Source organism: Glaciecola sp. XM2, from assembly GCF_018595715.1.
In the GTDB taxonomy this organism is placed as follows: Bacteria; Pseudomonadota; Gammaproteobacteria; order Enterobacterales; family Alteromonadaceae; genus Glaciecola.
The window spans coordinates 22,401-35,694 of the sequence record NZ_JAHEOJ010000028.1 but is presented as its reverse complement, the minus strand read 5'-3'; the positions used below and the strand labels follow the sequence as shown (position 1 = coordinate 35,694).

General features: G+C 44.9%; 10 protein-coding genes. 8 read left to right on the top strand and 2 right to left on the bottom strand.

Annotation, left to right across the window (positions count from 1 at the left end; all coding sequences use genetic code 11):
• Positions 1–10: 10 nt before the first annotated feature.
• Positions 11–2,455 (bottom strand): PilZ domain-containing protein, encoded by a 2,445-nt coding sequence (locus KJ365_RS15580; RefSeq protein WP_214452605.1) that lies wholly within the window; start codon positions 2,453–2,455, stop codon positions 11–13.
• Positions 2,456–2,603: 148 nt separating this feature from the next.
• Between KJ365_RS15580 and radA the strand changes: the two genes are divergently transcribed.
• Positions 2,604–3,968 (top strand): DNA repair protein RadA, encoded by a 1,365-nt coding sequence (gene radA, locus KJ365_RS15575; protein ID WP_214452604.1) that lies wholly within the window; start codon positions 2,604–2,606, stop codon positions 3,966–3,968.
• Between the two features lie 94 nt (positions 3,969–4,062).
• Positions 4,063–5,412, top strand: coding sequence for a M24 family metallopeptidase (locus tag KJ365_RS15570; RefSeq protein WP_214452603.1), 1,350 nt, complete (start codon positions 4,063–4,065; stop codon positions 5,410–5,412).
• 102 nt (positions 5,413–5,514) lie between these two features.
• On the opposite strand, the gene ettA is transcribed toward KJ365_RS15570, so the two are convergent.
• A complete protein-coding gene (ettA, locus tag KJ365_RS15565) occupies positions 5,515–7,179 on the bottom strand; it encodes an energy-dependent translational throttle protein EttA (protein ID WP_214452602.1) in 1,665 nt (554 codons plus the stop codon).
• Positions 7,180–7,330: 151 nt separating this feature from the next.
• Here ettA and lpxD point away from each other — a divergent pair, with 151 nt between their 5' ends.
• The 6 genes from lpxD to ribBA all read left to right on the top strand — a co-directional run bounded on the left by lpxD (position 7,331) and on the right by ribBA (position 13,228).
• On the top strand, positions 7,331–8,344 hold the full coding sequence (gene lpxD, locus KJ365_RS15560; protein WP_214452601.1) for a UDP-3-O-(3-hydroxymyristoyl)glucosamine N-acyltransferase: 1,014 nt from the start codon (positions 7,331–7,333) through the stop codon (positions 8,342–8,344).
• Between the two features lie 157 nt (positions 8,345–8,501).
• Positions 8,502–9,758: a serine hydroxymethyltransferase gene (gene glyA / locus KJ365_RS15555; protein ID WP_214452600.1), complete on the top strand. Its 1,257-nt coding sequence runs from the start codon at positions 8,502–8,504 to the stop codon at positions 9,756–9,758.
• 75 nt (positions 9,759–9,833) lie between these two features.
• The gene (gene nrdR, locus KJ365_RS15550) at positions 9,834–10,292 is read left to right on the top strand and encodes a transcriptional regulator NrdR (RefSeq protein WP_214452599.1); all 459 of its coding nucleotides are present in this window, start codon (positions 9,834–9,836) and stop codon (positions 10,290–10,292) included.
• Entirely contained in the window at positions 10,293–11,423 is a 1,131-nt protein-coding gene (gene ribD / locus KJ365_RS15545) for a bifunctional diaminohydroxyphosphoribosylaminopyrimidine deaminase/5-amino-6-(5-phosphoribosylamino)uracil reductase RibD (protein WP_214452598.1), read from the top strand.
• An 18-nt stretch (positions 11,424–11,441) separates the two neighbouring features.
• Positions 11,442–12,101: a riboflavin synthase gene (locus KJ365_RS15540; RefSeq protein ID WP_214452597.1), complete on the top strand. Its 660-nt coding sequence runs from the start codon at positions 11,442–11,444 to the stop codon at positions 12,099–12,101.
• Between the two features lie 26 nt (positions 12,102–12,127).
• A complete protein-coding gene (gene ribBA / locus KJ365_RS15535; RefSeq protein WP_214452596.1) occupies positions 12,128–13,228 on the top strand; it encodes a bifunctional 3,4-dihydroxy-2-butanone-4-phosphate synthase/GTP cyclohydrolase II in 1,101 nt (366 codons plus the stop codon).
• The last annotated feature ends 66 nt before the right edge of the window (positions 13,229–13,294 follow it).

Here is a 13,294-nt window from a genome sequence, read left to right as displayed (position 1 = left end):
ACGCCCTTTTTTATGAGTCTTCGCTGCTGTATCTAAAGCGAAATTCATCGGTAATATCGGTCAGAAATACACACCCTGCAATATCCCACATCCGCTCTTCAAAATACGTCGCTTTGTGAATTGCATGTTGACCTAAATAAAGAAGCTCTTGTTCTAGGTGCTCTAAATCGGGTTTTAATGCTTTATTGATATTCACACTAAATGCAAAAAACTCGCCTTGCTTTTGAGCTTGTTCGATAAACATTTTTTGTGCGTGATGACTAGGTAATTGATATTGCCATTTTGCGGTAATCGGTGAAATATGACTGACTTCGCCAGAGCGATACGAAATATAAATTTCGGTGCTGATGGGGCGAGGGTCTATCCGTAACATTTTCAAAGAATGCTTCAAAAACGGTTGCGGTAAATCGTTGTCTTGATAAAGCCAGCCTAGGTTTACGGTGGCTAAATTATCGGTGTCATGTAGCATTCGCATCCATGCCGCTCTCAATGGGTTCATGGTTGCCATGGCGGGCAAAAACCCCTGCTGTTTCTTCTCTATATAAGCACAGAATTGCGGAGTCGTCTTTGCATGGATGGCTCTAAGAGCATGACTCAATCCTGCCACTTCCTCTCGATGTTCTAGCGCAGGAAGGCGATCAATGTTGTTGCTAATGAGTTCTGAGAAGAATTGCTCGGCTTCACTTGCTTCGTCTTCTGAAACGGCTTCAAGATGAAGGACTTTTTTATCGTAGCTAATGTGCTTGACCCGGTATTGCAGGTTATTCAGGTCGAAACTATCTGTGATTTCATCTAGCTTACTAAAACTGACATGCACCTTGCTGTTGAGTCGGTGAATAAACTCTTCATCAAGCTCTAGCTTTAAACCGCTCACCGAAACATCCTCTGTTACGCCCTCAAGGTAATCGTTAGCGCTTTTGATAACGACTGCTGTGCGCAGGACATAACGGGTCTGACGCCGCAACTCGGTTTGGCGATGTCGCATTGCCTCCACAAGGACTGGGGGCTTGTTGCGAGGGTGACCAAAAACTTTAAGGTCTTTTATCAAATCTTTGTTTAACGCACGCTTTTGATAGCACTCTTGGCCAGCATCATTGGTGATGTCGGTGACCGAAATCATGTTGCTTAACTTACCAAGTTTTCCTTGAAGTTTCGGCGAAGGTGACTTATTCAAGCGATCAATTTCTTTGCTGACTCCATTTGGTATTGAAGTTGGCGAAACACCTTGATTAGGTAAAATGTCGGAACATGCTAGATGATAGACTCTCCAACTGACTTTTCTCGAGCCATAACTTAAAAAGGTTTCTGCAAGTTCGGGATGCTCAGCAAGCTCCTGCTTAGAGGCAGAGTAAAAATAAATTTTTTCGTCTTTTATGTGATGAAAGCAATACACGACCATGTTTGGGCATGAGCCATTGTTATTCACCAGCGTTGCCAATCGTTTCGGATTTAGCAGATAACCAATAACCGGTTGCTTTTGCTCATCAGTCCAATAATCTAAAATGCGTTTACCACATCCATTGACGCTAACGTAACTTGCATGAAACGAAGCGTCTTTATTGCGCGTCACATATACCGGAAGACTTGGGGTACTATTTATAAAGCTTTGTTCGTAAATTTTGGTGCCAACGGCCATTTCGACGTTGTCTAAATTCACCTTGTATCTGCGTTTATGTAATTTAAATAAGGTATTTACGAAATCATCAAACGCTTTGTGTTGCTCGTCATATTTCCTTAGCAGATGAATGCTGGTTCGAGAACCCTCACCACTTACACCAAGCACCTGATAAGAAATTGGAGTGCGTGAAATACCAGCAGATCGTTCAACGCTTCTAAACACAATCGAGATAGGTTCAAAGGTTTTAAGCAAGTGCAAATCCGCTAGGTCTTTGAGACGGATTCGTAGCCCATGTAATGAGACATCGGATGTTGCCGCATGTATGCTTGAATGATCTTCAAAAAAGATTTCAATCTGCGTGACATAGTTAAGTCTTTCTTCTTTGCGTATAGGGTAATTCAAGAGTTCTTGGCAAGGGGTAATATACTGTTTTTCTGGCTCCGCGATTTCTGTGATGCCAGAGCTACCCATACTTTCTTGCAGTGCATATTTTTGTTTTTCTGCTTGGGCAAACTCTAAGATACCTTCGTAAACACCAAAGGTATATTGGCCGTATCGCTTGACCAGTTTCTCAAAGTGCAAAATGCCATTAATATGCAGATAATGTTCGATACCTTGATAGCTATAAAGACGGCATTCATCTTTGACTTTTGCTCGAAGATCGACTGAGCGAATGCAGGGTTTAGCCAGACGTTTGATTTCCATTTTGAGCAAAAAACGCATTTCGCTAGACATTTTCTTCGTGCGTTCTTCAAAGTCACTATTAAAATCACTTCGATTGACCAAGGGAGCGAGAGTGCGGATAAGCTCTTTATAGGGGGCTAAATCAGGTGTCATAAATAATAAAGAAGTTTGCTCTTCACGTATGATGTTAGTATATAGTCTGTATCGGAAACTCAAGGTAAAACTATAGCGTAGAGGGAGCAATTGTTGCTTTTCTGCGAAACAATAATCCTCGATGTGTAATTAAAAGAAAAAGACAAACATGGCAAAAAAGAAAACGGCATTCGTTTGTTCAGAGTGTGGCTCTGAACATACTAGGTGGCAAGGGCAATGCAAAGATTGTAATGCTTGGAATACTTTATCTGAATTTGTAGTACAAACCGCTGCAACCTCATTGCAGACGGCACGAAGCGGGTTTGCGGGCAAAACCACCGCCAAAGTTGAAGTGTTAAAAGACATCGATTTAACCGCGCTTCCACGTTTTACTTCTGGCTTTAAAGAGCTAGACAGGGTGCTAGGGGGAGGGATTGTTCCAGGATCTGCTGTGTTAATTGGAGGGTCTCCGGGTGCAGGTAAAAGTACCTTACTTTTGCAAGTCATGTGTTATTTAGCTCAGCAAGGCTCGGCGCTTTATGTGACCGGCGAAGAGTCTTTGCAACAAGTGGCGATGAGAGCGAAACGTCTGCAATTGCCAGACGACAAGTTACAGCTACTTGCTGAGACCAATGTAGAGAGCATTTGTCATTTAGCGCTTCAGCACAAACCAGCGGTTATGGTGATTGACTCCATTCAAGTGATGCATATGGCCGATATTCAATCGGCGCCAGGGGGCGTGTCTCAGGTAAGAGAATGCGCTGCCGCACTAACACGCTTTGCTAAACAACATCACATCGCCATGTTTATTGTGGGCCATGTCACTAAAGATGGCAGCTTGGCGGGGCCGAAGGTTCTAGAGCACTGTATCGATTGCTCAATGATGCTTGAGGGCGAATCAGACGGACGTTTTCGTACCCTTCGTGGCACAAAAAATAGATTTGGCGCTATTAACGAGCTTGGTGTATTTGGCATGACTGAGAGAGGGATGAAAGAGGTCTCCAACCCGTCGGCTATCTTTCTCAATCGTCAACAAGAACAATCTCCTGGTAGCATCGTGATGTCGGTTTGGGAGGGCACAAGGCCTTTGTTGGTCGAAATTCAAGCCCTGGTTGATCATAGCCAAACATCGAACCCGCGTCGGGTGGCGGTAGGTTTAGATCAAAATAGACTGGCTATGTTACTTGCCATTATGCACCGCCACGGCAACGTGCAAATGCACGATCAAGATGTGTTTGTAAATGTCGTGGGAGGCGTAAAGGTGAGTGAGACTAGCGCAGACCTTGCAGTGCTATTAGCGATGCTGTCTAGTTTTCGTAGTCAAGTGTTGCCACAAGGGTTAATTGCTTTTGGTGAAGTTGGACTTTCAGGTGAGATTCGCCCCGTGCCCAATGGAACAGACCGTTTAAGCGAAGCGGCAAAGCATGGATTTAATCGTGCTATCGTACCAAAAGCAAATCAGCCAAAACAAAATATTGCAGGGCTAGAAATTATAGCCGTAGCAAGCTTAGCAGAGGCTTTAGAAGCTTTATAAAGTGCTTCAACACTTACGTAAAATGTGCACATATTGAATCGCCCAACTAGGTGTATTATTCTGAGCCTTGTTATTTCATTACTGAGCGATTTTCATGCGATCATTACTGCTAGTGTTTCTTATCGGCTTTGGTTTTCAAGCCCTTGCCAACCCAGGCTTCTCACAAGGCCGCCAGATTCAAGCCTTGCCCGATGTGCTGTCTTTTAAGGAGCGCATAACACCCATTAACGAAATGTTGGTAGACCGCTTAGATAATTTGCTGCCAAGGCTGATGGAAGAGGCAGACATCGATATGTGGTTAGTGATCAACCGTGAATACGGCGAAGATCGACTGTTTTACACCTTGGTGCCACAACCTACCTTTGCAGCCAGGCGCACTACATTGTTAGTGTTCCATAAGCAAGCCGATGGCAGCGTAGAGCGTTTTAGTGTGAGTCGATATCCTATTGGCGACATTTACCCAACTGTTTGGGAAGGTGGCACTAAAGCGCAGCAGTGGGAGCGTTTAGCTGAAGTCATCGCCGAGCGAGATCCTAAGCGCATAGGTGTGAATATCAGTAAAGATTGGGCGCTTGCTGATGGTTTGAGCGTAGGACTGCAACAGCAGTTACTGGCTAATTTATCTGAAAAGTATCAGCAGCGCATTGTTAGCGCAGAGCAGTTAGTGGTTCGCTGGCTTGAAACAAGAAGCCAAATGGAACTTGCCATTTATCCTCAAGTAGTTGCTTTAGCCAGGGGGGTTATAGCAGAAGCGTTTTCGAACAAAGTGGTCACCCCAGGGGCCACTACTACAAATGATGTTGCATGGTATATTCGTGAGCGTTTTGAGGAGCTTCAGTTGCGTCCATGGTTTCAGCCTTACGTCAACATTCAACGCGAGGGGGACGCCACTAGCGAAGATGATGTGTTTATGGGCATTGATAACCGCTTAATATTACCCGGTGATGTGTTGCATACAGACGTAGGCATTTGTTATCTTAACTTATGTACAGATACCCAAGAAATGGCATACGTTCTGAAAATGGGCGAAACAGATATCCCGGAAGGATTTAAAGTGGCGCTTGGGGTGGGTAATCGATGGCAAGATATTTTAACCGGTAACTTTAAAACCGGTCTTACAGGTAACGAGATACTTGCCAATACCATTGAGCAGAGCAATGCAGAGGGGATAAAGAGCAGCACATATACTCATCCACTTGGCTTTGTAGGTCATGCAAGCGGCCCAACTATTGGTATGTGGGATAATCAAGGGCCAACACCTGTGCAAGGTGACTGGAAACTCTATCCGAACACCGGATATGCGATTGAAGGAAACATTGCTACTCGAATCCCAGAGTGGAATAACCAATGGGTACAAATTAAGTTAGAGCAAAGCGCAGTGTTTGATGGCAATACGGTCTGGTATTTGGCTGGTCGACAAACGCAATGGCACCTGATTCGCTAATCGTCAGCGTAAAGCACTGATGGATAAGTAAAAACGCCAGCATTCGCTGGCGTTTTTTATTTGATGCTTAATGTCTAGCAATTGAACGCTTGTTGAAACGCATTAACCAATCTTTTTATACTTCAAGCGATGAGGTTCAACCACATCTTGCCCATAGGTATCTTTGAGCCATGCCGCATATTCGGTGTAGTTACCTTCGTAAAAATTGATTTTACCTTCATCGCGATAATCCATGATATGGGTCGCGACTCTGTCTAAGAACCACCGGTCATGCGAAATCACCATAACGCAACCTGGGAACTCGAGTATTGCGTTTTCAAGGGCCCTTAAGGTTTCAACATCAAGGTCGTTGGTCGGCTCATCGAGTAGCAAGGTGTTGCCGCCAGCCTTAAGCAGTTTTGCTAAATGCACACGATTTCGCTCACCGCCGGATAAGTCTTTAATGAACTTCTGCTGATCGGTTCCTTTAAAGTTAAAACGGCTACAATAAGCTCGGCTGTTTAACTCAAAATTACCGATTTTCACTAAGTCCAAGCCATCTGATAATTCCTGCCATACCGTCGCACTTTCATTCATATGGTCTCTGAACTGATCAACACTGGCGAGGTGTACACTTTCACCAATATCAATGGTGCCTGAGTCAGGTGATTCGTCACCGCTAATCATTCTAAATAACGTTGATTTACCCGCGCCGTTAGGGCCAATGATGCCCACAATTGCGCCCTTCGGCACTTTAAAGCTGAGGTCATCGATTAACAGTCTATCGCCGTAGGATTTTTTCAAATGACTCACTTCTATGACCTTCTCACCTAAACGCTCACCAGGCGGGATAAAGAGCTCATTAGTTTCGTTGCGCTTTTGATAGTCGTTAGTATTCAGTTCATCAAACTTCGCCATACGCGCTTTACTTTTTGCTTGGCGCCCTTTGGGGTTACTACGCACCCATTCAAGCTCTTGTTTAATTGACTTTTGGCGAGCATTTTCGCTTCGCTCTTCTTGTGCTAAGCGCTCATCTTTTTGTTCTAACCAGCTAGAGTAGTTACCTTCCCACGGAATACCTTCGCCGCGGTCTAGCTCTAATATCCAACCTGCTACGTTATCTAAGAAGTACCTATCGTGGGTAATCGCGACCACTGTACCTTCGTAATCATGTAAAAAGCGCTCTAACCATGCAACTGACTCTGCGTCCAAGTGGTTGGTTGGTTCGTCTAGCAATAACATTTCTGGCTTTTCTAGCAACAGCTTACAAAGTGCCACACGTCGTTTTTCACCACCAGAAAGCTTGGTTACATCGGCATCCCAAGGGGGTAATCTTAACGCGTCTGCAGCACGTTCAAGTGCATTGTCCAAATTGTGGCCATCTTTGCTTTGAATAATCGCCTCTAACTCGCCTTGCTCTTTCGCTAATGCGTCAAAGTCTGCGTCAGCTTCAGCATAGGCTGCATAGACCTCATCCAATCGCTTGAGGGCATACACAACATCTTCAACGGCTTCTTCAATATTGCCACGAACATCTTTTTCTTCATTGAGCTTTGGTTCTTGTGGCAGATACCCAATTTTTAAGCCTGGTTGTGGTCTTGCTTCACCTTCAATATCGGTATCAAGCCCAGCCATAATTTTTAACAGTGTTGATTTACCCGAGCCATTTAAGCCCAGAACGCCAATTTTGGCTCCAGGAAAGAAGCTTAAAGAAATATTCTTAAGGATGTGACGATTCGGTGGAACGATTTTACCGACTCGATGCATGCTGTATACGAATTGCGCCATTGATGTCTCTTTGTTGTGAAATAAAAGGGTGTCTCGAGCTCTATTGTAATGTAGATATTCTTTTGATTACACCACAAATATTTATGCTAAAATTTTAATCATAATTAACCTTCGGCAAATACCGAGTTGCCATCTATTTAAGGTAAAATACATGAGTTATTCGTTGCAAACGATTGCAGACCATATTGATGGTAAAGTGGTGGGCGATCCTCAGCATCACATTTCTGAACTTGCCGCTTTAGGCAATGCAAAGTCTCATCAGCTTTCATTTTTGACCAACAGTAAATATTTACGTGACTTAGCAACGACTGAGGCGGGTGGGGTCATTCTAACGCCTGAACAGGCAGAGAATTTTTCGGGTAATGCAATCTTACACAGTAATCCCTATGTGGGTTTTGCACTAGTATCTCAATTACTTGATTCTACACCTGTTCAATCAGCAGAAATCTCAGCGCTAGCATCCATTCACCCAGAAGCAACCATAGGCAGCGATGTGGGGGTAGGGCCCGGAGCGGTTATCAGCAAAGGGGCGGTCATTGGTGATGGCAGCCGCATTGGCGCTAACACCTTTGTGGGTGAAAACAGTATTTTAGGCAAAAATTGCAATTTGCGAGCAAATGTCACGATTTACCATGGGGTCACCCTCTGCGATAGAGTGTCGATTCACAGCGGCACCATCGTTGGTTCTGACGGATTTGGCTACGCCAACGACAAAGGCCGTTGGGTTAAAATCCCTCAGACCGGCGGTGTGCGCATAGGTGAAGATACCGAAGTTGGAGCAAACACCTGTATTGATAGAGGCGCGTTGGAAGATACAGTGATTGGCAAAAATTGTATTATCGACAACTTAGTGCAAATTGCTCACAACTGCACCATCGGCGATTACACCTGCATTTGCGGCAATACAGGCATCGCAGGAAGTGTGAATATCGGTAAACATGTGGTTATCGCAGGGTGCGCAGCAATTAATGGTCATATCGATATCTGTGATAACGTGCAGATCACTGGGTTTACGATGATCACTAAAAGTATTACAAAACCAGGAGTTTACTCTTCTGGCCTACCCAGCGCTCCAACTCGAGAATGGCAAAAAAATGCGGTGCAGTTACGCTCTATCGATAAGCTTTACCAACGCGTCAAGGCACTCGAAAGCCGAGGCGATTAATTCAAAAAAGGAGTGCGGCAACGGATGATTGACGCCTTTGATGCACAAATTTGCCTCGCGCCCTATACAAAGCCTGTAAATGGGATAAAATACGCATCGCGAATAAGACCATCAGCATATTTATGCGCTAATCATTAGTCCCACAGAGAGGAAAGACATGTTATCTAGCAATATGACAATCGGTGAGTTTGATCCAGAACTAGCAGACGCGATGGCAAAAGAAAAGCAGCGTCAGGAGCACCACATTGAGCTTATCGCCTCAGAGAACTACTGTAGCCCGCGCGTATTAGAGGCTCAAGGGTCACAGCTGACCAACAAGTATGCTGAGGGTTATCCAGGCAAACGCTATTACGGTGGTTGTGAATACGTCGATATTGCAGAGCAGCTCGCTATTGACCGCGCAAAAGAATTATTTGGTGCTGAATATGCTAACGTCCAACCGCATTCAGGCTCTCAAGCAAATACCGCTGTGTTTATGGCGCTGATTGAAGCAAATGACACAGTATTAGGCATGAGCTTAGCAGATGGCGGACACCTTACTCATGGTTCACACGTGAACTTTTCGGGTAAAACGTACAATGCAGTGCAGTATGGCCTGCACCCAGAAACAGGTATTATCGATTATGCACAGGTTGAAGCTTTAGCACTTGAGCATAAGCCTAAGCTAATTATAGGTGGTTTTTCGGCGTATTCGGGCATAGTGGATTGGGCCAAATTCCGTGAAATCGCCGATAAAGTTGGTGCATATTTGTTAGTTGATATGGCTCACGTTGCCGGTCTTGTCGCAGCAGGTGAATATCCAAGCCCCATCCCACATGCTCATGTAGTAACAACCACTACGCATAAGACATTAGCAGGTCCTCGAGGCGGTCTTATTCTATCCTCATGCGGCGACGAAACCTTATATAAAAAATTCAACAGTTCAGTATTCCCTGGCAATCAAGGCGGACCTTTATGTCACGTGATTGCGGCAAAAGCGGTTGCTTTTAAAGAGGCGCTTTCTGATGATTTCAAAGTGTATCAAAAACAAGTGTTGAAAAATGCCAAGGCAATGGTAGCGGTAATGCAAGAAAGAGGGTACAAGGTTGTTTCAAATGGTACGGATAACCATTTGTTTTTGCTCGATTTAATTGATAAAGATATTACCGGTAAGGATGCGGATGCGGCACTTGGTAGTGCAAACATTACGGTAAATAAAAACTCTGTGCCGAATGACCCGCGCTCACCTTTCGTGACCAGTGGTTTACGTATCGGTTCGCCAGCGATCACGCGCAGAGGCTTTGCTGAAGCTGAAGCGAGGCAAGTTTCAACGTGGATTTGCGATATTTTAGATAACATGGGCGATACGTCTGTGATTGATAGAGTGCGCGGCGAAGTAGTTGAATTATGTGAGAAGTTCCCAGTTTACGGCTAAATTATTGGTGTAGCTCATCGCATGTAAAGCCGGATGTATGCCGGCTTTTTCATTATGGCTTTTTAAGGAATCGACATGCATTGTCCATTTTGTTCGGCCCAAGAAACGAAGGTGATTGATTCAAGACTTGTTTCTGATGGCGCGCAAATCAGGCGTCGTCGTCAATGTTTAGAATGTGCCGAGCGCTTTACCACGTTTGAAGCCGCCGAACTCGTCATGCCCAGAATTGTCAAACGTGACAACACTAGAGAGCCATTCAATGAAGAAAAGCTGATGGCGGGCCTGCAACGTGCGTTAGAAAAACGCCCCGTCAGTATCGAGGCCATTGAGCAATGCGTGTTTAGAATAAAAGCTGAATTAAGAGCTACCGGTGAGCGTGAAGTGAAAAGCGAATTTGTGGGTGAACTGATCATGAATGCCTTAAAGCAGCTTGATAAAGTCGCTTACGTGCGATTTGCATCGGTTTATCGCTCATTTGAAGATGTAAAAGAATTCGGTGAAGAGATTGCTCGCCTTTCAAACGAGCCTCAGTAAATGCCGGTAACCCAGGCCTTTTCTCCTCAAGATGCTGCGTACATGGCAAGAGCATTAGCGCTGGCTGAAAAAGGGCAGTATTCAACTACGCCAAACCCATGCGTAGGCTGCGTGATAGTGAGCAGTAACGATGAAGTCGTCGGCGAAGGTTTTCATATTAGAGCGGGTACTGAACATGCTGAAGTCCATGCGCTAAAAGCCGCTGGGGAGCGGGCAAAAGGCTCTACCGCATATGTGACGCTTGAGCCATGTTCACATCATGGTAAAACGCCGCCATGTGCCTTAGCGCTCATTGAGGCTGGGATTACACGTGTAGTGGTTGCCGCAACCGATCCTAATCCTCTGGTTTGTGGCAAAGGGATAAAACTATTGGAGGATGCAGGCATACAGGTTGATAGCGGCCTGATGCCAGCCATGGCAGATGATTTAAATAAAGGCTTTAACCAACGAATGCGTCGCAGTCGGCCGTATGTTGTGGTCAAACTTGCAGCGAGTTTAGACGGCAAAACCGCTTTGCAAAATGGTAAGAGTCAATGGATTACCTCTGCGCAAGCTAGAGCCGATGTGCAGATACAGCGAGCCAAAGCCTGCGCAATTTTGTCTGGCTCGGGCACCGTACTGGCTGACAACCCAAGCCTAAACGTCAGGCCAAACGAATTGCCAAGCGATATCGCTAGTGCATTTTTAGCGCGACAAAAGCAACCAGTACGGGTTTTAGTTGATGGTAAAAATTTACTCCACAGCGGGCTAAAACTCTTCCAAGATGGCCATCCGAATCTGGTTTACAACCTTAAGCACAACGCACAGCTCAATAATCAACATACCCTGCAAGTACAAAGCTCCTGCGAGCAGCCCCGTGTAAATCTTGAAAACATGTTGGATGATTTAGCTCAACGAGACATCAATTATATATGGGTTGAGGCCGGCGCTAAGCTTGCTGGTGCATTATTTGAAAACCAGTTAGTCGATGAATGTGTACTATACTTAGCGCCAATCTTCTTGGGTGGTGGCGCAAGAGAGTTATTATCAACACCGGTGAAAACCAGCTTGGAACAAGCATTAAGTGGCGAAATAACGTCTGTTGTGCAGGTCGGCAGCGACATCAAGCTAACCTGCAAGTTGCATAAATAAAGCATTATACGAGGTAATATGTTCACGGGAATTATTGAAGCGGTCGGTAAAATCACCTCATTAGATGACTTAGGGCAAGATATTCGATTGACCGTACAAAGCGGCAAAATGGATATGTCTGACGTGCATCTAGGCGATAGCATCGCAACCAATGGTGTTTGTTTAACTGTGGTAGAAAAAGGTGACAATTACTATCGTGCCGACGTATCGGCCGAGACAATTAAATACACAGGCTTTGCGCATTACCAAAACGGTAGCAGAGTCAACCTAGAAAAAGCCATGCGCCCAGACAGTCGCTTTGGTGGTCATATTGTATCTGGTCACGTTGACGGCGTAGGCAAGGTGATCGGTATAAATGAGCACACCCGTTATGTAGAAGTGTGGGTCAAAGCCCCTGATGAGCTGGCAAAGTATATTGCTCATAAAGGCTCGATTACGGTTGATGGCGTGAGCTTAACGGTAAACGAAGTAAAAGGCGCAAGCTTCATGCTTTGGTTAATTCCTCACACCCTCAAAGAAACGGTGATTGGCGATTATAAAGTGGGTACGTCGGTAAACCTAGAGGTTGACGTAATCGCAAGGTACTTAGAACGCCTCATGCTTGGTGAGCGCGCTGCGCAAGATAACAGCGAAGACATCAGCATGAGCTTTTTAGCAGAACATGGTTATTTGAAATAGTCATTTGAATTTTAATAGGCAGTAGTATGGCATTAAACAGCACGCAAGAAATCATCGACGATATCAAGCTCGGTAAAATGGTCATCTTAATGGATGATGAAGATCGCGAAAATGAGGGAGACCTCATCATGGCAGCAGAGCATGTTACTCCAGAAGCGATTAACTTTATGGTCACACATGCCCGCGGATTAGTGTGCTTGCCCATGACTACAGAGCGCTGCAGACGCTTAAAGTTGCCCTTGATGGTCGATCAAAATAGCGCACAATTTTCAACTAATTTTACTGTTTCAATCGAAGCGCGAGAGGGCGTGACAACAGGGATATCAGCTGCAGACAGAGCCATTACCATACAAGCGGCGGTGGCTAAAGACGCAGTGGCAGATGACATTGTGCAACCAGGTCATATTTTTCCACTAATCGCAAAAGAGGGTGGGGTGTTAAATCGTGCAGGACACACAGAAGCGGGTGTCGATTTAGCACGGTTAGCAGGGTGTGAGCCAGCAGCGGTCATTGTCGAAATCCTCAAAGAAGACGGTAGCATGGCAAGACGTCCTGATCTGGAAGTGTTTGCCGAAAAGCACAACCTCAAGATAGGTACAATTGCTGACTTGATTGAATATCGAAATCTAAATGAAACGACTATCGAGAAAGTTGCCACATGCAATCTCCCTACTGAGTTTGGTGATTTTGAGCTGATCACATTCAAAGACGTGATTGATAATCAAATTCATTTCGCCCTTAAAAAAGGCGAAATATCGGCAGATGAACCGACATTGGTGCGTGTGCATCTACAAAATATTTTGAGCGATTTACTTGGTTCAACAAGAGCGATAAACCGTTCCTTACCTTTGCAAAATGCAATGAAACGCATCCATGATGAAGGTGGTGTGCTGGTGTTTTTAGGCAAGCGTGAAGACATTGAGCAGCAAGTAAAGCAGTTTGAAGCTGAAGATAAAGACCAAGTTGCTAAGGGCAAAACATGGCAAGGATCGTCTAGAACCGTGGGTGTGGGTAGCCAAATTCTTGCAAGCTTAGGCATCAAGAAAATGCGCTTGTTGAGCAAGCCTGTTAAATATTCTGCGTTGTCTGGATATGGCTTGGAAGTGGTTGAATACATACACGATTAATATTGGTTTTAGTACGGTCAATAATACCGATACAAAAAACATCAATTGCGCGTCTTGAGTATGCTA